Source organism: Streptomyces spinosus (assembly GCF_020400655.1).
GTDB classification, from domain to species: Bacteria; Actinomycetota; Actinomycetes; order Streptomycetales; family Streptomycetaceae; genus Streptomyces; species Streptomyces argyrophylli.
This window is the reverse complement of record NZ_JAINRC010000041.1, coordinates 1-20,911: the sequence shown is the minus strand read 5'-3', so window position 1 is coordinate 20,911 and position 20,911 is coordinate 1. Positions and strand designations below refer to the sequence as shown.

20 protein-coding genes and 2 pseudogenes are annotated in these 20,911 nt (G+C 69.8%); 12 read left to right on the top strand and 10 right to left on the bottom strand.

Translation table 11 applies throughout. From position 1 onward, the window contains the following. Positions 1-897, bottom strand: an 897-nt coding sequence (locus LG395_RS40500; protein WP_225814538.1) for an alpha/beta fold hydrolase, incomplete at its 3' end; no start/stop codon positions are given. An 85-nt stretch (positions 898-982) separates the two neighbouring features. On the opposite strand from LG395_RS40500, the gene LG395_RS40495 reads away from it, so the two are divergent. Together LG395_RS40495 and LG395_RS40490 are read left to right on the top strand one after the other, a co-directional pair. Continuing rightward, a complete protein-coding gene (locus LG395_RS40495) occupies positions 983-1,573 on the top strand; it encodes a TetR/AcrR family transcriptional regulator (protein ID WP_225814535.1) in 591 nt (196 codons plus the stop codon). A gap of 470 nt (positions 1,574-2,043) precedes the next feature. Continuing rightward, positions 2,044-2,316, top strand: a complete 273-nt coding sequence (locus tag LG395_RS40490) for a hypothetical protein (RefSeq protein ID WP_225814544.1) — start codon at positions 2,044-2,046, stop codon at positions 2,314-2,316. A gap of 997 nt (positions 2,317-3,313) precedes the next feature. Here the strand turns inward: LG395_RS40490 and LG395_RS40485 are convergent. Further along, positions 3,314-3,880 (bottom strand): TetR/AcrR family transcriptional regulator, encoded by a 567-nt coding sequence (locus LG395_RS40485; protein ID WP_225814533.1) that lies wholly within the window; start codon positions 3,878-3,880, stop codon positions 3,314-3,316. A 94-nt stretch (positions 3,881-3,974) separates the two neighbouring features. On the opposite strand from LG395_RS40485, the gene LG395_RS40480 reads away from it, so the two are divergent. Next, on the top strand, positions 3,975-4,718 hold the full coding sequence (locus LG395_RS40480; protein WP_225814530.1) for an SDR family oxidoreductase: 744 nt from the start codon (positions 3,975-3,977) through the stop codon (positions 4,716-4,718). 374 nt (positions 4,719-5,092) lie between these two features. Continuing rightward, positions 5,093-5,634: pseudogene (locus LG395_RS40475) on the top strand (IS5 family transposase); the annotation flags it as partial. Here the strand turns inward: LG395_RS40475 and LG395_RS41880 are convergent. From LG395_RS41880 to LG395_RS40450, 5 genes are all read right to left on the bottom strand, one after another. After that, positions 5,567-6,106 carry a carbamoyltransferase N-terminal domain-containing protein gene (locus LG395_RS41880; RefSeq protein WP_225814542.1) on the bottom strand — a complete coding sequence of 180 codons (540 nt, stop codon included), beginning with the start codon at positions 6,104-6,106 and terminating at the stop codon, positions 5,567-5,569. The pseudogene LG395_RS40475 and the gene LG395_RS41880 sit on opposite strands and share 68 nt — an antisense overlap. Positions 6,107-6,132: 26 nt before the next feature. Beyond that, entirely contained in the window at positions 6,133-6,378 is a 246-nt protein-coding gene (locus LG395_RS40465; protein WP_225814527.1) for a hypothetical protein, read from the bottom strand. After that, a complete protein-coding gene (locus tag LG395_RS40460; RefSeq protein WP_225814525.1) occupies positions 6,378-6,638 on the bottom strand; it encodes a hypothetical protein in 261 nt (86 codons plus the stop codon). The genes LG395_RS40465 and LG395_RS40460 overlap by 1 nt, the downstream gene beginning before the upstream one ends. Positions 6,639-7,199: 561 nt before the next feature. Beyond that, positions 7,200-7,823 (bottom strand): class I SAM-dependent methyltransferase, encoded by a 624-nt coding sequence (locus LG395_RS40455; protein ID WP_225814522.1) that lies wholly within the window; start codon positions 7,821-7,823, stop codon positions 7,200-7,202. Between the two features lie 469 nt (positions 7,824-8,292). Further along, positions 8,293-8,712 carry a VOC family protein gene (locus tag LG395_RS40450; protein WP_225814520.1) on the bottom strand — a complete coding sequence of 140 codons (420 nt, stop codon included), beginning with the start codon at positions 8,710-8,712 and terminating at the stop codon, positions 8,293-8,295. A 55-nt stretch (positions 8,713-8,767) separates the two neighbouring features. Between LG395_RS40450 and LG395_RS40445 the strand changes: the two genes are divergently transcribed. Then, a complete protein-coding gene (locus LG395_RS40445) occupies positions 8,768-9,376 on the top strand; it encodes a TetR/AcrR family transcriptional regulator (protein WP_225814518.1) in 609 nt (202 codons plus the stop codon). 605 nt (positions 9,377-9,981) lie between these two features. Here LG395_RS40445 and LG395_RS40440 read toward each other — a convergent pair. Next, positions 9,982-10,911 (bottom strand): SDR family NAD(P)-dependent oxidoreductase, encoded by a 930-nt coding sequence (locus LG395_RS40440; RefSeq protein WP_225814516.1) that lies wholly within the window; start codon positions 10,909-10,911, stop codon positions 9,982-9,984. A gap of 106 nt (positions 10,912-11,017) precedes the next feature. Then, positions 11,018-11,905 carry an SDR family NAD(P)-dependent oxidoreductase gene (locus tag LG395_RS40435; RefSeq protein ID WP_225814514.1) on the bottom strand — a complete coding sequence of 296 codons (888 nt, stop codon included), beginning with the start codon at positions 11,903-11,905 and terminating at the stop codon, positions 11,018-11,020. A gap of 72 nt (positions 11,906-11,977) precedes the next feature. On the opposite strand from LG395_RS40435, the gene LG395_RS40430 reads away from it, so the two are divergent. The 3 genes and pseudogenes from LG395_RS40430 to LG395_RS40420 all read left to right on the top strand — a co-directional run. Beyond that, the gene (locus LG395_RS40430; RefSeq protein WP_225814512.1) at positions 11,978-12,892 is read left to right on the top strand and encodes a LysR family transcriptional regulator; all 915 of its coding nucleotides are present in this window, start codon (positions 11,978-11,980) and stop codon (positions 12,890-12,892) included. Positions 12,893-13,117: 225 nt separating this feature from the next. Next, positions 13,118-15,235 (top strand): serine/threonine-protein kinase, encoded by a 2,118-nt coding sequence (locus tag LG395_RS40425; RefSeq protein WP_225814509.1) that lies wholly within the window; start codon positions 13,118-13,120, stop codon positions 15,233-15,235. A 62-nt stretch (positions 15,236-15,297) separates the two neighbouring features. Further along, positions 15,298-15,384 (top strand): annotated as a pseudogene (locus LG395_RS40420) (anti-sigma factor); the annotation flags it as partial. 108 nt (positions 15,385-15,492) lie between these two features. Here LG395_RS40420 and LG395_RS40415 read toward each other — a convergent pair. Beyond that, positions 15,493-16,545, bottom strand: coding sequence for a hypothetical protein (locus LG395_RS40415; RefSeq protein ID WP_225814507.1), 1,053 nt, complete (start codon positions 16,543-16,545; stop codon positions 15,493-15,495). A gap of 351 nt (positions 16,546-16,896) precedes the next feature. Here LG395_RS40415 and LG395_RS40410 point away from each other — a divergent pair, with 351 nt between their 5' ends. From LG395_RS40410 to LG395_RS40395, 4 genes are read left to right on the top strand one after another with little or no spacing between them, the layout of a single operon-like run. Beyond that, complete coding sequence (locus LG395_RS40410; protein ID WP_225814505.1) at positions 16,897-17,790, top strand: ABC transporter substrate-binding protein; 894 nt, start codon at positions 16,897-16,899, stop codon at positions 17,788-17,790. 2 nt (positions 17,791-17,792) lie between these two features. Then, positions 17,793-18,776 carry an amino acid ABC transporter permease gene (locus tag LG395_RS40405; RefSeq protein ID WP_225814503.1) on the top strand — a complete coding sequence of 328 codons (984 nt, stop codon included), beginning with the start codon at positions 17,793-17,795 and terminating at the stop codon, positions 18,774-18,776. A gap of 50 nt (positions 18,777-18,826) precedes the next feature. After that, a complete protein-coding gene (locus tag LG395_RS40400) occupies positions 18,827-19,579 on the top strand; it encodes an amino acid ABC transporter ATP-binding protein (RefSeq protein ID WP_225814540.1) in 753 nt (250 codons plus the stop codon). Positions 19,580-19,587: 8 nt separating this feature from the next. Next, complete coding sequence (locus LG395_RS40395; protein ID WP_225814501.1) at positions 19,588-20,802, top strand: M20 family metallopeptidase; 1,215 nt, start codon at positions 19,588-19,590, stop codon at positions 20,800-20,802. The last annotated feature ends 109 nt before the right edge of the window (positions 20,803-20,911 follow it).

The window sequence follows — 20,911 nt, the reverse complement described above, 5'->3', positions numbered from 1 at the left end:
ACGGCCGCTGAAGAAGTCGGTGAGGGCGGCGGCGACGGCCTCGGGCTGCTCCTCGGGGATGTAGTGACCGGCATCGGGCACGATGACGCCGGTCACGTTCTCGGCCCACGGGCTGATGGAGGCCGCCATATCCGTGATCGAGCCGTGGCTGCTGGAGATTCCGAGGACGGGCGCGGTCAGTCGCCGTTGCTCGAGTGCCGCGCGGTTCTTGCGCGCGGACTCGGCGGCGTCGCGGTAGTAGGCGAGGCCGGCGCGCAGCCCGCCATCGACGGCGAGGGCCGCGCCGTAGTGGTCGAGCTCTGCTTCCTCGAACGCGTCGGGCGCGAGGGACTTGGTCTTCAGGAACCAGCTGATGTACTCCCGCTCGCGGCCGGCTATCAGCATCTCCGGAAGATCGGGCACCACGTGGAACGCGAAGTGCCAGGTCTTGAACGCCAGAGTCGGGTCGAGGGGGATCGCTTCCGGCATGGTAATGCCGGGAATTCCGGCGTCGAGCAGCGCGACCCCGTGCAGTCGGCTCTCGTAGTTCAGGGCGAGGGAGAAGGCGACCCAGGCGCCGATGTCGTGCCCGGCGAGCCAGTAGTCCCGCACGCCGAGAGCGTTCACGGCGGCCTGGATGTGCGCGGCGACCGTGTGCGTGTCGTAGCTGAGCTCCGGATGCTCGGAATTGCCTTGGCCCGGCCGGTCGATCGCTATGACCCGGAACCGATCGGCGAGAGGAGGCATGACCTTTCGCCAGGCCCACCACGTTTGCGGGAACCCGGTGAGCAGGACGACGGCCGGTCCGTCCGGCCGACCGCCTTCGACGGCGTGCAGGCGGACGCCTTCGGCGTCGACCCAGCGGTGCGTGAATCCGGCCAGGTCATGCAGGGGCAGGGCGGGGACGGGGTTGGTCATGGAAATCCTCCATCGAGGCGGGTGGGCCGTGATTCGACGCTAGCACGTCTTGAACTGATCAGTTCAAGATGGGAGGATGGGCCACATGGCAGGCAAGAAACAGTTCGACATGGACACGGTGCTCGACGCCGCGATGATCCAGTTCTGGCGCTCCGGCTACGCCGACACCTCGCTCGACGATCTGTCCCGGGCGACCGGCCTGAACCGCAGCTCGATCTACTCCTCGCTCGGGGATAAGGACGCGCTCTTCCTTCGCTGCCTGGACCGCTACGCCACGCGCTACGGCGACAAGTTCGACGCCGCCCTCTCGTGCGCGGCCGAGGACCCTGTCGCCGCCGTCCGTGCATTCTTCGACGTCACCCTAGGGCGCATCGCCGACCCCGCCGTGCCCGACGGATGCCTGATGGCCCAGTCGGTCATGGCGAGTCCGGCGCTGAGCCCGAGCGTCGCAGAGCATGTCAAGGAGTTGTTCGGCCTGCAGCGTCCGCGCCTGCGCACCGCGCTGAAGGCCGGCGGAATGTCCGACGAGAACGCCGAGGACTTCGCCGTACACATAGCGGCCGTGAACCAGTCTCTCGCGGTGATGGGTAGGGCCGGGTCGAGCCCGGAGCAACTCCGGGCGATCGTCGAGGTGACCGTCGACGCGCTCGCGCGGGCGCTGAGACCGGTCGGATAGCTGGCCTATCGAATTACTGTCTGAGAGTCATAGGCGCCTCTCGATGTTCGGAGGGCAAGACAGATGGCTGATGTAGCCGGCGGCAACCTTGGCGGGTTGGAGGAGTCGTCCCTCTGGGAGTGACGGAAATACGCACCACGGAGCCCTGCACGGCGGTGACCTTCGCCGACGTGCCGGGGTCCGTCGTGCCACCGCGTTGCCCGTTGTCCGGCGATTGTCGTCTGGTGCCCACGCGCCGATACTGGACAACCGTGAGCCCCCTAGAAAAGTCCGTCTCGGGGCCACGCCCATGGCTGGTGCGTTCCCCGATCGGCAACGCAGGAGCCCCACGGTGGCCAGTGGCGTCGTGGTGTCCGGGTCAAGTCTCAGTGCGGTGGCGAATCCCGGCGCAGGCACGCGAATCGCGCCGCGCGCCCCGGGTGTTCCACCACGGGCCGTGGTGAGATCGTGGAGGTCTTGCACGTGGCGCTCTGCACGATGCGGGAAACGCGCGCCCAGATGTGATCCGTTTCCTGGCCGGGTACCACCTGGAGCGCGCCGAGTGCGCGCTGCGCGCGGCCGTCACAGAAGCGATGGCCGAGAAGGTCTCAGCCATCCGTGCCGCGCAGGAACGCGGCACGGTGACCGGTGAGATTTCCGTGGAAGGCATCCTCGCCCTCGTCCTGGCACTCGTGAACATGTGGCAACCGCCAGGCGAGGACATACATAGGTTGGTGCGTACCCCATCGCGACGCGAAAGGTGACCAAGCTCGTCAGCCCGTGACTCTGCAGCCGCCCGTGGCCCGCCACAGGGGTGGCCGGCAGCGGTGCCTGCGTCGCAACTGCGCGGCGCGCCGCATTCGCTCAGGCCGTCGTCGTTACGCACAACGGCGGGACATTCCAGGTCATCGCGGCCGAGGCCGATCATGGCGCACCCGATGACTTCCGCCGCAGTGACGTGGCCCGGGACGATCCGCCTCACCAGCGGGTAGAGGACGGCGCCCGCACGGCCCAGGGCCCGGTACACAGGGGTGCGACAGCTCCGTTTTGGGGCTGCATGTAGCCGGGACGGAACATGTACGTCTTCAGCGGCACCCGGGGCGAACAGCACAGGACATTCCGCCCGGCGGGGCACGGCGTCCGGATTTCTCGCCGGGCTTCCCGCCCGGCGGGCCGGGCGGCGCCGCCGGGGCAGGGATTCGGGCCCTCGCCCCAGGCAGGCAACAGCCCCGGCCGGCGTGGCCGCTGGCCGGGGCTGAATCCGTGAAGAGTGGTTCCCTGAAGACCTCACACTGGCCGAACGGCTCTGCGGGTGGCTGGACGGACGCTCGGACTTCCCGAAGGCGCCCGACGGTCCGTACTGCTCAGACGGCTGAAACCGCGGCGCCGCTTGTGCGTCTGCGACCCGGTGGCCATTTTTGCCAGGCATCCATACGGCATGAGTGCCCGCTCTGGCCACCGAGATCGAGCGCCGGGGATGGACGGTCGCAGACAGCCCTGGCACTTAACGGTCCTGCGGACCCCAGCGTCCCAGGCGCTCAGCCAGCGGGCGCGGGCCTCGCCTGGCCGGGCAGGTCCCGAACACACAGCGGTCCCAGGTGAGGAAGCCAGAGGCACCCGAGGAGGCGCCGCTGCTCGATGTGCAGCGGGCCTTGGACGTCGCGGAGAACCCGGAGACGCAGCTGTGCACGCTGTGCGGGTGCGCGCTGGAGCTGACGACGCTGCTGCGCGGGCGCTCGCCGTGCAGCTGGGCCTGCGCGGCTACCGCGCCCGGTCGGCGTCCTGTCGCCGAAGGCCGTCGAGGATGACGTTCATCAGTGGCCGTGCCGTGGTTTTCCATTCATTCCGTTCCAGGCGGCTGAGGTAGGCGATGAGCAGGAGGACCCCGTGGGCGTCCACGTCCGTGCGGATGGAACCGGCCCTTTTCCCGGCATCCAACAGGTGGGCGAGGGCGCCTTCGATGGGGTTGTGGCTGTGGGCGACGAGGTCCTGCCACGCCGTCGGCTCGAGCGCTGCCAGGACGCCGCGTTTGATCTCGGCGTAGTCGATCACTCGGTCGAGCCAGTGACGCAGGGCTTCCACGGGCCTGTGTTCTGCCAGCAGAGCGGGGGCGGCGGTGACGAGTTCTTCGACGTCGCGCCGGTAGACCTCGGCGAGGAGCGCTTCGCGGTTGGGGAAGTTCCGGTAGAGCGTTCCCTGTCCTACACCGGCACGTTTGGCGATCTCCTTGAGGTGGACGTGGGGGGACTCGGCGAGGGCTGCGCGGGCGGCCTCCACGATGCGGGTCCGGTTCCGCGCCGCATCCGGACGGCGTGCTGGCGCGCTCATAGGCATCTCCTGATGCTCGGGCATTGCAAGTGGACACGTGTCCGGTAAGGTGAATCGCACGCCGGACACGTGTCCACTTTAGTTGGAGGCAGCAGTGCTCTCTCTTCACGACAAGATCGTCGCCATCACCGGAGCGAGTGGCGGCATCGGGGAAGCCACGGCCCGTCTGCTCGCCCGGCGCGGCGCCGCGGTCGTCCTCGCAGCCCGCCGGAGCGAGCGTATCGACGCCATAGCGCAGGACATCCGGGAGGAGGGGGGCCGTGCTGCCACGTGCGTCGTCGACGTCACCAAGGCCGAAGACCTGCGGCGCTTGGTCTCCACCACCATCGACCAGTACGGGCGTATCGATGTGCTGGTGAACAACGCCGGCATCGCCCCGATCAGCCCGCTGGCCGACCTCGACACCGAAGGCTGGTCGGCCATGATCGATGTCAACCTTCGCGGCATGCTCAACGGCGTCGCCGCCGCGCTGCCCGTCTTCCGCGAGCAAGGGGCGGGCCACCTGGTGAGCATCGTCTCGGTGGCCGGCCTGTACGGCGCGTCCCCCACGATGGCTGTCTACGCGGCGACCAAGAACGCGGTCCGCACCGTCCACGAGGGGCTGCGCAGTGAGTCCACCGACGGGGTGGTGCGCACGACAGCCATCTCGCCGGGATACGTCCGCACCGATCTCGCCGACTCCATGACAGACCCGCGTATCCGCGAGCAGACACGCAAGCACATGGACGCTGCGGGCATCCCGCCCGCCGCGGTCGCCCGCGCGGTGGCCTTCGCCCTCGAGCAGCCCGGCGACGTCGAGATCGGCGAGATCAACGTCCGTCCCACAGTCCAGGCATGACACTTGCCACCCCGGTCTTTCCGAGCCTGCGCTCGGACAGCCACACGAGACCAGCACCACCACCGCTGCGGTGCCGATTTCAGCGTCACCCGAAGATGTCCGGACAAGGAGATCCTCGGCCGCTACGCCTTCACCCGACCTGCCGCGCTCTCGAACGCCGTCAAGCCTTCCTTGCCGTCCTGGGCGGCTGCCCGTGCTTGGGTGATGGCGATATGAGGACATGAGGAACTGGCAGAGCCCGCGTTCGTTGATCCGGCCATGACCGTTTCCCATGACGACCACGCTCGGTCCCTCCTGGTTGACGCCGCCGGCCTAGTAGGGACTGTTTCTCGGATCTCCCTACGTGAGTGGGTTGTTGGGGCCAGGCTGGCTTCATGGGACGTGGACATCTGACCAATGCGGAGTGGGAGCGGTTGGAGTCGTTCTTACCTCGTGGTGGTGCCCGTGGGGGCCGCTGGAGTGATCACCGGTGGCTGATCAACGGAGTGCTGTATCGGGCGGGCGGGGGTGCAGTGGCGGGATCTACCGGAACGGTTCGGGCCATGGGAGACGGTCTACAAGCGGCATCGTCGCTGGTCGGCGGACGGGACGTGGCAGATGCTGCTGTCGAAGGTCCAGGCCGCCGAGGACGCCGCGGGCCGGATGGACTGGGAGGTGTCGGTGGACTCGACTGCGGTGCGCGCCCATCAGCATGCCGCTGGCGCGAGGAAGGCTCCGGCGGCCGTGGTTACTCAAAAGGGGGGGTCGGCCGGGGGACGAACCAGGTCGATCCGGTGCTTTGGAAACTGGTCGTCTGCCTAGAGGAGGTGGTCAGATCATCGAGTGCCTGGGACGCTCCCGTGGCGGCTTCACCACCAAAATCCACCTCGCCCCCGACGGACGATGCCGGCCCCTCGCCATCCTGCTGACACCAGGACACTGCTCGGTCTGGCTTTGGACGTAGGCGGCGGCGTTGATGCCGAGCTCGTGCTCGCCGCGGCTGCCGTATGGGCCGAAGTCGAAGCCGGTGCGCGTCGCGAGGTCGGCGACGCCGGGCGCGTGGGTGCGGTGAGTCGTCCGTGGACCTGGGTGTCGACGACGTCGAACAGCGGGGTGAGGTAGTGGGTGGCATCGCCGTACGAGGCGAGGGCCATGGTCTTGCCGGCCTCCTGCTCGTGCCAGCCCAGCCAGTTTGTGAAGGCCTCGTAGGTGGCGCCGATCCCGCCGGAGCGCGGCCGGGTCGGCGGGGTGCCGCCGACGCGTTCGATGCCGGCGGGGGTGGCCCGGTAGTAGGTCTCGGTGTCGTTGTTGTTGCCGCCGCCGTCGACGACCAGGACGGTCGCTTCCTGGTATGGGCTGAGGCAGTAGGCGGTGTAGGCGTGGCTGAGGTGGTGGTCGACCGGGAGGATTCGGGCCGGGTCGATGCCGAGGTGGGTCAGGCCGGTCTCAGTCCGGGTGGGCGGGGTGTGGCCGATGCCGCTGCCGCGACCAGGTCGACGTCGGCGAGGGTGAGGCCGGCGGCGCGCAGGCAGTACAGCAGGGAGGCTTCCCAGCCGGGGCTGTAGCAGGTGCGGTTGAGGCGTTCCTCGCCTATCACGACCATCACGGTGTCGGTGATGAGGGCGGCGCCGCCGTCGTGGCCGAGGTTGATGCCGACGACGCAGGGTGTGTTGCTGTTCATCAGGCGGCCTCCCGCACCGGCGGGGCGTCCGTGAGCGGGTTCCACAGCCGGGTGTGGCCGACGGGGTCGGCGTGCAGGGTGCCGAGCTGGCAGCCGCCGCGGTGGGCGACGGCGGGGGTGAATGGATGACCGAAGGCCTCCAGCCCGCCGAGCTGGGTGCAGGCGTCGGCGAACTGTGCGTCCAGCGGCGGCCGGGCTGTGGGAGCGGCGGCGGACGTGAGCGCCCGGGCGGTGTGGTCGAAGCCTGCGTCCTCGAGCACGCCGGCGACCTGGGCGAGGACCGACCCCCGTGTGGCGCCGTCGGTGTTGATGATCGCCGGTGGGGTGGGGCAGAGCGTGGGGGCGATGTCTCTCTCATCAACTGGAGCCGCAAGGCCAACTTCCCCATAGAGAGAAGAAATGAACTCCGCCCACCCTGGTCGCCCGGCCGGCCTTGTCGACCGTGCCCGGTAACGCCAGCTCGGCCGACGCCCGGTCATAGGCGGCAGGGATCCACCCCGGGCGCAGCCAGGGCGGGCAAGGTCAAGGACCCGGCCCGCACGCATTTGCGGGCTCGGTCATCCAGCGGCGCAAGGCCCTCACGTTCCCGCCCAGCTCCCCCAGTCAGGGCCACAACTCACCCGTCAGCGTCAACGCCTCACGCGGACAGGCCGGTTCAGGCGATCCCGATCCCTTCGCCACAGCCAGCCAACGCACCACACCGTCCGCACGGGAACCCCCGGCCGGGTCACGCCGTACCCGGCAGCGGATACACGAAGTCAACGCCCGGGACTCTGGCGCGAGACCGGCGGTGGAACAGGGGCAGGACCCAGCGCGCGGGTTCAGCGCCCGGCGTCGCGGGGCTTCTCCCACAGCAAGGTGTAACGCCACAGCAGGCGGCGTCGGAACCTGCTGTCCGGCAGGACACGGTGGGCGGTCTTGCGTGCTTCGGCGAACGTGGTGTCCGGGTCCGCCACGGGCATCTTCTCCGGTGCGCTGCTGCCTCCCCTGCGACGGCTCAGCAGTTTCACCGAGGGCACCGCCGCGGCCAGGTGCAGCAGGTCGACGACGGAACCGGGGCCGGCGATGCCGATGACGACCAGTCTGCCGCCGGGGGCCAACAACTCGGCCGACCGCGCCAACGCGCGTTCGGTGCCGAGGTGGTGAGCGACGGCCACCATGGTGATCAGGTCGTAGTGGCCGAGCGGAAGCTCACCGCCACTGGCTTCGAAGAAGTCCGCCTCCATGAACCGGGCGTTCTCGACCTCCTCGCTCTGCTCTCGGGCCGACTCGATCATCTCCGCGGAAAGATCGATCCCGGTGACCCGCCAGGCCCTCGCAGCGAGCAGCCGTGCAAGGGTGCCGTCACCGCATCCCACGTCGAGCGCCTCACGGCAGTTCGCGGGGACGAAGCCGAGAACCGACGGATAGTAGTGAATATTCGGATTCCAGCGACCCGTATTCATGGGGACATGTTAAATAGGGTGAGCTATCGAGTCAAACCCGCTTCCTGCGGGATTAATTGAGGACTCATTCGGGATCGATCCGGGACCACAATTCCGCAAACTGTTCAATTCGCCGATTCATCAACGGAATTACGCCCGGCCCGTGTGCTGGTCGGCTCCCCTCACTCGTCGGCGGAGGCGGCGCGTGAGGGGAGCCCGGGTGGTGGTGTGGGGGATTGTTCAGGGGCAGGTGGGCACACCGTCCAGCCAGGCCGGGCCCTGGATGCAGAAAGGGTAGACGCGGCCAGCACCCACGGAGGGTGCCTTCACGCTGGCGCTCCGGAGGTGCGGCAGATCGCCGCCGATGGCATGCGGGACAACCACGCGACTGCGAGACGTCACGGTCCCTGTCTCAGGCCCCTGAACTCCAGGGCGGTCGCACGTTACGGGATTACGTAGACCGTGCACGCCTGGCGCCTCGTGACGCCGGTCAGTCCTGTGCCGTTTCGATCAGCTCGAGGAGGTTGCCTTCCGGGTCGGTGACGTACGCGTACCGCATGCCTTCGGTCGCGCCGGGCGCGGGCGGTGAAACCGCTCCCGCACCGCGTTCGGCGGTCAGGCTCGCGAACGCCGCGTCCAGATCCGCGACGCGCAGCGCGAGGTGCGTGAAGGTCTGCGCGGAGGTGGCCGCGAACGGATCGGCGTGCGTGACGGGGCTCGAACCGGAACGTTCGACGAACTCCACGCGCAGGCCGGCCGCGTCGCTCAGTACGGCGGTGCGGACTCCCGCGTCCGGCATCTCGATGCGTTCCTCCACCTCGGTGAGGCCGAAGGCGTCGCCGTACCAGGCTTCCTGAGCGGCGAGGTCGGCGACCGAGAGGCTGACGTGGTGGAAACGGGCAGCGATCATGGCAACTCCCATGGTTAACAGTACTTACCTGGTAAGTCCTGTTAACCTTAGGTGCATGAGCCCTCCTGTCAAGCGGCGCCCGACCGGCCGCCACCACGGGGACCTGCGCAACACCCTGCTGCGAGCAGCCCTGGAGTTGGTCGCCGAGCGAGGACCGCACGGCTTCACCCTGGCCGAGGCCAGCCGCCGCGCAGAGGTGAGCGTCGCGGCGCCGTACAAGCACTTCGCCGACCGTGAAACGCTGCTGGCGGAACTCGCCACGCAGGGCTATCGCGAGCAACGGGCCCGCTTCGCCGTAGCCCTGGGCAGCAGCGAGGACCCGGTGGAGCAGCTCGCGGCCTTCGCGTCCGCCTACGTCCGCTTCGCCGCCGAGGAGCCGGCACTGTTCGATGTCACGTTCCACGCGGGCCTGGACAAGTCCCGGTTCGACGAACTGGCCTCGGCCGGCGACGAGCTGGCCCGCCTCCTTCTCCCCGTGTCCTGCCGCCTGGCTTCCGACGAGGACGACGCGTTCGACTTGCTGCTCCGGGTGGCCGGCGCCGCCCACGGGCTTGCCGTGTTCCTTCGTCAGGGCCTGTTCGGCATGAGTGAGGGGGCTCTCGCCGACACGGAGGAGAAAGCCGCCCGGACGGCCCGGGACATCGCACGGCAGGACGGCACCTGATCTTTCCATGCGCCAGGACTCGCCACACCGTTCCGCTGATCGCTGGCTGCGCCGCGGACGGTTCCTGTCGGCCGCGATGGGTGTACCCGCGTCAGGACGTCGGTCATCGTCGCGGCGGCAGCTTCTTGCGCTGGAACAGGGTGCCTCCCGAACTCATCGACAAGCGACGTCGCTACTGCTCGATAAAGCCGATCCGGGGGATACCGCGGGGCTGTGGAGTCTGCCGGTCGGTCTTGCGGCGCTGCTGGTCGCAGTCCGCCGGTGGTGCTGTTTCCGTCCTTCTTGCCGGCGTCGAGGAGCTCGGTGACGGCGGTGACGGCCGGGGCGTGGCTCTGTTCGCTCATCGCCTGGTGCGCGCTGGGGCTGAGCGCCTCGCCCAGGCCGTGCTTCCTGCTTCGAGTCGAGCACAGCGTGGCCAGGTGGTCGGTGAGAGGCCGCCACCGGGCCGGGTCGGGGGCCCGCGCTCTCGGATACGTCAGCGTGCTCGTCGGGCTGCGCGCACAGCCGCAGCACTGAGGCCGGTCGGAGATCAGTCGAGTACAGGCCGGAGACCGGGTGCCAACCGCGTGCTGACGGTGGCAGGCGGTCGTGGGCGGCAGAGGTGCTCAGCGGGCCTGTGCGAGGAGCTCCCGCGACAAGGTCCACAGGCGCTCGGCGTTGTCCGGGTCGACGGCGTAGCGGGCGACGCCGTGCAAGGTGCCGGTGCGGCGGTCGACGACGTCGCTCTCGTTGCAGTCGACGAAGTAGCGGCCGCCCACGCCGTCGAGGAGCGGTGAGGCGGCGAGCAGGACGGAGGTCGCCGCTCCCTGCTCGACCGTCTTGATCAGATGATCGGGGACCAGCCCGCTGCCGCGGCCGGAGGTGTGCCGTTGCAGGTTCGTGTGGATGGCTCCGGGCATGCACGCGTTGACGGTGATGTTGTCCGCGGCCCAGCGGCGGGTCGCTTCGACCGCGAAGAGGACGTTCGCGGTCTTGGACTGGCCGTAGGCGAGCCACGGATCGTAAGGGCGGAAGGCGAAGTTCACGTCGTCCCACACGATCGGGGAGCGCTGGTGACCCGAGGAGCTCACCGTGACGACACGCGCGTTGCCGGCGGCGGCCAGCGCCCGGTGCAGGCCGGTGGTGAGGGCGAAGTGCCCCAGGTGGTTGGTGGCGAACTGCCACTCCCAGCCTTGCCCGGTGTACCGCTCGGGGCAGGCCATGACACCCGCGTTGTTCACCAGGATGTTCAGCGGGCCGCGCCAGGCGGCGGTGAAGGCGGTGACGGAGGCGGGTTCGGACAGGTCCAGGTGCTCCACGTGCACCTCGTGACGTCCGGTGGAGGCGGAGATGTCCTTGGCGACGCGTTCGCCGGAGGCGACGTCTCGCACGGCGAGGGTGACTTCCGCCCCCGCGGCGGACAGGGCGCGGGCCGTCTCGGCGCCGAGCCCCGACGAGGCACCGGTGACCACCGCACGACGGCCGGTGAGGTCGACGCCCCGCGTCACTTCGTCCGTGGTGCTGGAGAAACCGAAGGGGGTGGTGATGAGACTCATGGGCGAACTCCTTGATGTGCTGTGTTGCAGGCCCTGCCTTCGAGCCGGCCGTGTCCTCAGGCCGGCGCGACGACTCGGCGTGGTCCGGGGGGCGAGGGGGTGGGGGTCAGGGGGTGAGCATCCGGTCCTGTTGCACCAGGGGTGTGCCGTCGTACCAGGGCAGGACCGTGCCGAACCGGACCAGTTCGCCGTACAGGGCGGGATCCACGTGCTCCGCGAAGACCAGGTCGAGCACGGCTTCGGCGGCCCGAGCAGGTGTCTGGGCCCGGCTGTGGTCACTGAACCAGGGCCGTGAGGTGGCGGTGTCGACCATGCCCGGACACACGGCCGCGATCAGGATGCCGTCGGCGAGGTCGCGTGCACGGCGCTCGGCGGCGACGGCGCGGACGGCGGCGACCTGAGCGACCTTGGACGGCACGTTCAGCCACAGGGGCCAGCCCGCCTCCTGCGCCGTCCCGCTGTGGACGGCGCCGCGCCAGGACTCCACGGCGTACTCGACCTGGTCGAGACTCACACCGTCGAAGAGGTGGTGCAGCCGGGTATCGAGATGGCCCAGCGTGCCGAGGCTGCTGGCCACCACCAGGAGCCGGCCGCCCGGACGCAGGACGGGGCCGAAAGCACGCAGCACCGCGTGGGTGGCGGTGTTGGAGACGTCGATGAACTCATCGGCCCGCTCGGCCTGGGACTCCTCGGGCAGCAACCGGGCGACCGCGTTGGACACGACGACGTCGACCCCGCCGTGCCGGGCCTGGAGCTCCCCGGCGAGACGGGCGATGGCATCGGTGTCGGTGACGTCCAGGACGTGACCCTCGACGCGGGCACGAGTGCTGGGCAACCTGCCGACCTCGCGGGCGGCCTCCGCCACCCGCCGGCGACTGCGGCCGGTGAGCAGGACAAGATCGTCCTCATCCATACGGGCCGCCAGTCCCTCGACCAGGGCACGGCCCAGCCCCTGGTTGGCGCCGGTGACAAGAGCAATGCGAGAGGCGTTCATGCCTGCCACGCTAAGAACGCCGCACCCCATGCGTCCAACAAAAGTTCGGCACATCTGCTATGCGTAATCGTCATGAACTTCGAGGACGTCTCCCTCACCGCGCTGCGTGTCTTCCGCGCCGTCGCCGAACACGGGACCTTCACCGCGGCCGCCGCCTCTTTGGGCTACACCCAGTCCGCCGTGTCCCGGCAGGTGGCAACGATCGAACGCGCCGCGGGCACGCAGCTGCTGCAGCGCCGGCGCGAAGGAGTACGGCTGACCGCGGCCGGCCTCACCGTGCTTCGGCACGCCACGGTCGTGCTCCACGAGATCGAAGCGACCGCCAGGGAACTGTCCGGCCTGCCCCCAGCGGCCGGTACCGTCCGCCTGGGATGGATTCCCAGCGCGGGAGCCGTCCTCCTTCCCCGGGCCCTCACCGAACTCAGCCGCACCGACCCGGGTCTGCGCGTGGTCAGCCGTGAGGGCACCACCCCCGTCCTCGTACGCGCCCTGCGCGCCGGCAGCCTGGACCTGGTTCTGCTCGGCTCCGCGCCCCCCTTCCGCTCGCCGGACACCGAGACGCCCCCGCTCGTGGTGGAGACACTCGCCGAACGCTCCTTGCGCCTGGCGGTACCGGCCTCCCATCCGCTCGCCCGCGGCGACTTCGTCGATGTGGCCGATCTCCGCGGACAGCGCTGGATCGCGGGCCCCTCCTCCGGCGAGGACCGCCTCATGGGCGTATGGCCAGGCCTGGACGAACGATCCGAGATCGCACACACCGCACGCGACTGGCTCGCCAAACTCCACCTCGTCGCCGCGGGTCTGGGGCTGACCACCGTGTCGGCCGCGCTCACCCCGGCCGCACCCGACGGCGTCCGCATCCTGCCTGTGCGCGGCGGACCTCAGGAACAACGGCGGTTGCTCCTGGCCCGCCTCGACCGCCCGTCCGCGCAGCCGGTCGCCCGGGTGGCGGCCGCCCTCCGCGCTGCCGCCCTCGACACCACCTGACAACGGCTGCCGGCCGCGGCCGTGCGGAGACTCCTGCCCACACGACGGCCCCGCAGGCGGCAGGACCACGCTGCTCGCCGCCGCCGTCCCGGCCGTCCTACCGCTGTTTCGCGATGGGACGGAACGACTCGAAGTCGCCGGTGCTCGGCGCTGAACGCCTGCCGCGGTGATCCGCAGGCTCTAGCCTGTACGCCGTCAGTGCCGTACGGGAGGGGGAGGAGCGGCGTGGCGCTCGGGCCGGCTGATCCGGAGCGGATGGGGAACTACCGGATCAGGGGGCGCTTGGGGGCCGGCGGTATGGGCGTGGTGTACGACGCGCTCTCGGACGCCGGCCGCCGAGTGGCTCTGAAGGTGGTGCACCAGCAGTACGCGGACGATCCGGACTTCCGGGCCCGCTTCCGTCAAGAGGTGGAGGCGGCCCGCCGAGTCAGTGGCGCCTTCACGGCCGCGGTCGTCGACGCCGACCCCGACGGACCCCGCCCCTGGATGGCGACCAGCTACATCCCGGGCGCGACCCTCCAGCACCGAGTCGCCGAACGGGGACCGTTGCAGGGGCAGGAGTTACGCAGTCTGGCCGTCGGGCTGGCCGAGGCACTGCGCGACATCCACCGCGCCGGCGTGGTCCATCGCGACCTCAAGCCGTCGAACGTCGTGCTCGGTGACGACGGGCCGCGCGTCATCGACTTCGGCATCTCCCGCGCCGCTGACCGCAGGACCCTGACGACGACGGGCCGCTTGATGGGAACACCGCCCTACATGTCGCCCGAGCAGTTCGTCGCTCCGCAAGAGGTCGGGCCCCACACGGATGTCTTCGCTCTGGCAGCGGTACTGGTGTACGCGGTGTCGGGGAAAAGCCCGTTCGAGGCCGAGAACGCGTACGTGACGGCCTACCGGGTGGTTCACGAGTCACCGGCCCTCGGCGGCCTGGCCCCGGATCTCCGGCGGATCGTCGAGCAGTGCCTGGCGAAGGACCACACCAGGCGCCCGCCCGTCGCGGAGCTGCTCGAGCGCTTTCGCATCCTGCCCGCGGACGGCTACGGTCTCGCCCCGGGCACTCCGGCCCCGGTTACCGGCCGCAGGCGTCTGCGCAAGGCAGTATGGGTCGCCACTGCCGCGGGGACCGTCCTGGCAGCGGCGGCCGTCGGCGCCGTCCTGGCTTCCGGGCCGCTCTCACCGCGTCACCCGCGGACCGCGGACACGCTCGGAAGCCACACGCCGTCGTCGCCGGCCTCGCTGCTGCCCAAGGGCTGGAAGGCGTGGGATCGCCGACTCCCAGCCGACCACTCCGGGTTCGTCCTGAGCAGAGGGGGGCAGGTGCAGCAGCACACCTGTCTGACGTCTGCCGGACGTCTCTACTGCGGCGGGAACGGCATCGCGGTCAGCCGGATCGATCCCGGCACGGGCCGCACGGTGTGGCAGCGTCCGCAGAAGGAGGTTGTGGACGCCCTGATCGGCGTCTCACGCCAGGACACCGTGGTGACCGTGTCGGGGACGAGCGACGGCGAGCGGCTGCGGGGTTACGGCGTCGAGGACGGCAGGCAGCGGTGGTCCGCGGACATCGGCTCCGCGGGACAAGGCGGCATCTTCCACAGTGGGACGTCCGACCTGCTGCTGGGGCAGAGCTGGGACGAGCAGACCTTCGTGGCGGTGGACACCCGCACCGGCAGGACCCAGTGGACGCGCAGAGTGAGCCGGACCTTGTCCTGCGCACCTTACGTTCTGGACCACCGTCCCTACGCGGTGTGCGATCCCGGCGGGACCAGCGCAGGCGGCCCGAACAGGACCGCGATCTTCGCTCTGTCCGCCGGCACGGGGCGGCCCACCGGGATCATCGACGAACCGCACGCACTTGAGCTGATGAGGGCGCAGGGGGATCGACTCGTCCTGCTGAAGTCGGACGACAAGACCCTGGACGTCACCGCCCTGTTGCACGTGGACATCCGTACCCGAAAAGTGCGCGAGGTGCCGTTGGCCCTCGACAACAACCAGCACTGCACCGGTATGACCGCCACGGTCCTGTACTGCGTGAGTCCGAACGGCGACGTCTCCGCGATCGACGCCGCGACGGGCCGCGGACTGTGGAGACGTGCCACGTTGCTGGCTGACCTCACCGAGCCCCTGATCCCCGCGGGGCCGGACGCGCCGCTGTACTTCGCCGCACCCGGCGGGAGCGTCCTCTCACTCGAGCGGGCCAGCGGCCGCGTCCGTTGGAGGACCGAGCCCCGTGGCGGCTTCGGCGGGCCGCCGCCCGAGCTGGCGCTTATCGGGGACGCCCTCTATGAGCGGTACGGATACGACCGCCTCGTCACCCTCGACGTCCGGCACCCGCCTACGGCGGCGTGACGCCGGCCCGCGTCGCCGTCCCGGAGCCGCCCCCGGCGGGCCCCAGGGCGAGTTCCACCGTGTCGGCGCTCGGGATCACGGTGGAGCCGGCCGGCGGATCCGAGGAGCCGGCCTCCGCGCCGGTCGCGCTCCTGCCTTTCCCGGCATGACGTGCGGATGACAGCCGTCGATCGGCCTCTTGGGGAGAGTCGTCGGCGTCGATACGCATCTGGGGAGCGGGCCCCCGCGGTGGGTGCCCACTCCCGGATGTGCGACGCTCAGCAGGCGGACGGTGTTCCGTCGTAGAGTGCGGCGTCCGCTCGTCCGTCAGGGACGCTGCGCTGGTAGTAGCCGCAGTTGGGGCGTTGGGCGAAGTCGAAGGTGGCGCCGGGCTCGAGGTGCCAGATCTTGAAACCCTTGTAGGTGAGGGGCTGTCCGGCTACGGCCTTCTCCGGCTGGTGGTCGGCGAGGACGACATAGGCATCGGCTCCGTAGAGGGTGGCCTTGCCTTGTGGGTCGAGGTAGAGGGATCCGCCGCCTTCGTCCACTCCGACGCCCCACGCCTTGCCCCCTGTCGTCAGGCCGTCCTTGACCGCACGTGCGGTGAAGGACATCAGACGGCCCATCCGGTCGCGAGCGACGAAGTGGGAGTCGTTGATCGTGTCGGCGTAGTGGGGCCAGGAGAACATCCCGGTGGTGAAGGTGGCGTACGAGTCGTAGGGATCGGCGAGCGCCTCGCTGCTGGTGATGCTGCCCTTGCAGGCGTCGTACACGACGGAGCTGTTGATGTGGGTGCCCGCGCTGCCGCCGCCGGCTCCACCACCCTTGACGACGACGGCTTTGACCGAGGCCTGGAGAGCGGTGCCCTTCCACGCCGCGTAGCGGCACTGGTCGCCGCCGGCGAAGTAGACGAATTCGGCGTTGCGGATGTCCTGGTTGACCTGAGCGTTGTCGCCGTCGGATGCGGCGGTGAGGGTCCAGGTCGTACAGGAGTTGACGCCCGCGAGCCGCATCACGGCGTCGCACTCGGGCGTGGCGCTGCCGGATGAGGGGGCCGAGCCCGCCAGGACCACGACATCGAGGCTGCCGGTCGTGCCGCGGATGGTGTCGATCGCCCGCCCCATCGACGCCGCCACGACGCCGCCGTCACCGTTCATGGTGAAGGCCGGGCCGGACCACGTGCTGCGGCTGACGTCACTGGAGCTGCCCAGGCGGCTCCGGTCGGCACGAGCAGCGGCGGGCGGTGCGGCGAGCCCGGCGACGGCCAGAGCGAGAGCCGAGGCGAGCAGCGCCGGGCGCAGCCTGCCACGGGTGAGGGAGAAGGGTTTCACGAAGGCTCCTTCCGCTCACGCCTCATGGCCCGGCGTGGGTACGCCGACCACACCTTGAGGCGGATTCGGAACATACAAGCAGCGCACATGAAGCGCCACATGTAATCCCTAGTTCTCCCGAAACTCATTGGAGGGAGTCCCGTTTTGCGGTAGTTAGCTCAATTTGCTGGCATGCGCTCGCGCTGCCGTACCTCGTTACCTGAACGTAACGGGCGATACATCTATCCATCAAAGCTCATTGGATGTAACTTCCCTGGTCGAACACTCCATCTGCTCCGCCGCAAGCGTGAGGAACCCTTCGTGACTCCCAGACCCGCATCACGCCACCTTGTCCTGGTTGCCACGAGCACTGTGCTCGTCTGTCTCCTCAGCGCCTGTGACGGCGCCTCGGAGACCCCCGGTTCGAAAGCCCCCGCATCCCTGAAGATCGCCGGGGTCACGGTCAAGAGGAGCGCGGAGCTGCACGCGGCGCTGCCGGACACCGTCAAGAAGTCCGGCACGGTCCGCGTGGCGACCGACGTGCCCTACGCGCCGTTCGAGATGTTCGCGAAGGAGGGAGACAGCGAACTGACCGGCCTGGACTACGACTTGGGCCAAGCGCTCGGGGCGCGGCTGGGAGTGAGGTTCGCCTTCACCCCGCAGAAGTTCGACGGCATCGTACCGGCGATCCAGGCCGGCAAGTTCGACGCGGCGATGTCGGCGATCACCGACAACAAGGAGCGCCAGCAGGTCGTCGACTTCGTCGACTACTCGCAGTCGGGCTCCGGGATCCTCGTGGCGAAGGGCAACCCTCACAAGATCGCGACCCTTGACGATCTGTGCGGCCGCAAGGCCGCCGTGCAGGCCGCGACCAACCAGCTGAAGCTGCTCAAGGCGCATCAGCAGGAGTGCGGGGGCAGGGAGGCCGAGATCCAGACGTTCCCGAAGGACTCCGACGCCCAACTGGCACTACGCTCCGGCAAGGTCGACGCAGAGGTCCTCACCAAGCCGGCCGCCGGCTGGACCGCGAAGACCGCGGACGCCGGCAAGGCCTTCGACCTGGTCGAGGATGCCGAGGCCCCGGGTGGTTACAACGCCTCCCCCAACGGCATAGCGATCTCCAAGAAGCTGCCGCAGCTGACCGACGCCGTGCAGAAGGCGCTCCAGTCGCTGATCGACGACGGCACCGTGAAGAAGATATTCGCCCAGTACGGGGTCGCCTCCATCGCTCTGGAGAGCGCCACGAAGAACGCGGCGGTGGACTGACCATGACCACCGCATCCGTCACAGCGGGCACGTCCCGCGCCGATGCCCCGCCCCCTGACGAGCCGCGCATCGTGCCGGTCCGGCACTGGGGCCGCTGGATCGCGGCGTTGGTCGCCCTGCTGGCCGTCGGCGGTCTCATCGGGTCGCTGGCCCGCAACGCCAATCTGCACTGGGACATCGTCGGCGACTATCTCTTCGAAGGTCTCATCTTCGACGGGCTGGCCACCACGCTGTGGCTGACCGCCGCCGCGATGGCGCTGGGCCTGGTGCTGGGGACCCTGCTCGCCGTGCTGCGCCTGTCGCACAATCCCGTGCTCTACGGGCTGTCGACCCTGTTCGTCTGGGTCTTTCGCGGTACCCCGCTGCTCGTCCAGATCATCTTCTGGGGGTACGCGGCCGCTCTCTACAAGAAGGTGCTCATCGGGATCCCGTTCACCCACATCACCTTCATCAGCGGGGACACGAACTCCCTTCTGACCCCCTCGGTCGCGGCGTTGCTCGCACTTGGCCTGAACGAGGCCGCCTACGCGAGCGAGATCGTACGCGCCGGCATCCAGTCCGTCGACGCGGGACAGACCGAGGCCGCTCATTCGCTCGGGATGCGGCCGGCGCTGACCATGCGGCGGATCGTGCTGCCGCAGGCGATGCGCGTCATCATTCCGCCGATGGGCAACGAGACCATCAACATGCTCAAGATGACCGCGCTGGTCTCGGTGATCGCCGCCCACGACCTGATGTCGAACATCCAGGACGTGTACGCGCAGAACTACCAGGTCATCCCGATGCTCGTGGTGGCCAGCATCTGGTACCTGTCCCTGGTCAGCCTGCTGAGCCTGCCTCAGGCGTGGCTGGAGCGCCGCTACGGCCGCGGCCAGTCGGCCGGCGGCACCTCCCCGCTGGCCCGCCTGTTCTCCGCCGGTGTCCTCCCCCGCAAGGCGGCGAACGCTCAGGCCGGCCCGTCCAAGACAGTGAAGGACCCGGCATGACCACCACTCCACAGACCCGCCCCGGCGGGACACTCACGACGGCGGAAGCGATGGTGCGCGCGGAGGGAGTGCGCAAGAACTTCGGCCGTCTGGAGGTGCTCAAAGGCATCGACCTGACGGTCACATCCGGTCAGGTGTGCTGTCTGCTGGGTCCCTCGGGTTCGGGAAAGTCGACGTTCCTGCGCTGCATCAATCACCTCGAGAAGATCGATGGCGGACGGCTGACCGTGTCCGGGGTGCCGGTCGGCTACCGCCAACGCGACGGGCGCCTGCACGAGCTGCGGGAACGCGAGGTCGCCGAGCACCGGCGTTCCATCGGCATGGTGTTCCAGCGCTTCAACCTCTTTCCGCACCTGACCGCTCTCGAGAACGTGACCGAGGCACCGGTGCGGGTGGCACGGCGCCAGCGGGCGCAGGTGCGCGAGGAAGCCATGGAGCTCCTCGACCGGGTCGGCCTCGCCGACCGGGCCCATCACCACCCCGCACAGTTGTCAGGCGGCCAGCAGCAGCGCGTCGCGATCGCCCGGGCGCTGGCCATGAAGCCGCGTCTCATGCTGTTCGACGAGCCGACCTCGGCCCTCGACCCTGAGCTGGTGGGCGATGTCCTGGACGTCATGCGTTCACTCGCCGAGGACGGGATGACCATGGTGGTGGTCACCCACGAGATCGGCTTCGCCCGAGAGGTGGCCGACACCGCGGTGTTCATGGACGACGGCATCGTGGTGGAGGCAGGCAGCCCTCGCGATGTCCTGACCCGGCCTCAGCACAAGCGCACCCGCGCCTTCCTGTCGAAGGTCCTGTGAGCGCCCCGGTGGCAGGCCGTCCCGCCACGGACGGTCTGCTGGCACACGCCCGCGCGTCGCTGCCTCGCTACCTCGAGGAACTGGGGCAGCTCGTCCGCGTGGACTCCGGCTCCTACAGCCCCGACGGGATCAACCAGGTCGCGGACTGGGTCGAGGGCCGCCTGCGCCGGCTCGGATTCGCCGTCGAGCGGCTGTCAGGAGGAACGCTGCCGACCGGACAGCGGTCCGGAGACATCCTCGTGGCCCGCCGCGCCGGTGCCCTCGCCGCAGCGGACGGTGGCCGCCGCATCCTGCTGGCCGGCCACATGGACACCGTCTTCGACGACGGGACCGCGCTGCTGCGGCCCTTCACCGTGGTGGGCGACCGCGCCCACGGTCCCGGGGTCAGCGACGACAAGGGCGGGCTCCTCGCCGGGATCCACGCGATCGAGACGCTCGACGCGCTCGGCTGGGACCAGTACGCCGAACTCGTCCTGCTGGCCACGCCGGACGAGGAGATCGGCTCGCCCGTCAGCCGGCCGGTGACCGAGGCCACGGCGGCCGGGGTCGACTGCGCGCTCGCCCTGGAGTGCGCCCGGGAGAACGGCGACCTGGTCGTCGCCCGCAAGGGCGTGGCCGATCTGAAGATGACCGTCACCGGGCGCGCCGCGCACGCCGGGATCGAGCCGGAGCGTGGCTCGCACGCCGCTCTGGCCGCGGCTCATCTGGTCATCGCCCTGCAGGACCTGAACGGCCGGTTCCCGGACGTCAGCGTCAACGTCGGTGTGGTGAGGGCCGGTTCCCGCCCCAACATCGTGCCCGCCCAGGCCGAACTGCACGTCGAGATCCGGTCCTCGAGCGCACATGGCCTCGACGACTGCCGCCGAGCCGTGGAGGACCTCGCGCGTACGCCATCGGTTCCAGGCACCCATGCGGTGGTGGACGTCACGGACGTGTGCCCGCCCATGGAGGAGACCGACCAGGTCCGGCGCCTGGCAGCGGCCGCACTGCGCCTGGGAGCCGGGCTTGGCCTGTCCGTGGGCGCGGCCGCAACCGGCGGCGTCGGCGACGCGAACATCATCGCCGGGACCGGGATACCGGTCCTGGACGGGCTGGGTCCCGTCGGAGGAGGCGACCACAGCCCCGCCGAGTGGCTGGACGTGTCCTCCGTGCCGGGGCGGATCGCTCTGCTGGCCGCGCTCATCGCCGAGTCGGGCGACGCCCACGGCCACTCGGCTGCGTGATCCCGGCCTGAGCCCGGCCCTCGTCGTGGGGGGGGGGGCGGGCGGGGGCCCCCCCCCGCCGGCGCCCCCCCCCCCCCCCCCCCCCCCCCCCCCCCCCCGCCCCGCCCCC

Coding starts and splice junctions, on each gene's coding strand:
- LG395_RS40455 (WP_225814522.1), bottom strand. CDS start 7,823: ATGAATACGGGTCGCTGGAATCCGAATATTCACTACTATCCGTCGGTT.
- LG395_RS40450 (WP_225814520.1), bottom strand. CDS start 8,712: ATGATCGCTGCCCGTTTCCACCACGTCAGCCTCTCGGTCGCCGACCTC.
- LG395_RS40430 (WP_225814512.1), top strand. CDS start 11,978: ATGAACTTCGAGGACGTCTCCCTCACCGCGCTGCGTGTCTTCCGCGCC.
- LG395_RS40435 (WP_225814514.1), bottom strand. CDS start 11,905: ATGAACGCCTCTCGCATTGCTCTTGTCACCGGCGCCAACCAGGGGCTG.
- LG395_RS40465 (WP_225814527.1), bottom strand. CDS start 6,378: ATGAACAGCAACACACCCTGCGTCGTCGGCATCAACCTCGGCCACGAC.
- LG395_RS40405 (WP_225814503.1), top strand. CDS start 17,793: ATGACCACCGCATCCGTCACAGCGGGCACGTCCCGCGCCGATGCCCCG.
- LG395_RS40400 (WP_225814540.1), top strand. CDS start 18,827: ATGGTGCGCGCGGAGGGAGTGCGCAAGAACTTCGGCCGTCTGGAGGTG.
- LG395_RS40485 (WP_225814533.1), bottom strand. CDS start 3,880: ATGAGCGCGCCAGCACGCCGTCCGGATGCGGCGCGGAACCGGACCCGC.
- LG395_RS40445 (WP_225814518.1), top strand. CDS start 8,768: ATGAGCCCTCCTGTCAAGCGGCGCCCGACCGGCCGCCACCACGGGGAC.
- LG395_RS40495 (WP_225814535.1), top strand. CDS start 983: ATGGCAGGCAAGAAACAGTTCGACATGGACACGGTGCTCGACGCCGCG.
- LG395_RS40440 (WP_225814516.1), bottom strand. CDS start 10,911: ATGAGTCTCATCACCACCCCCTTCGGTTTCTCCAGCACCACGGACGAA.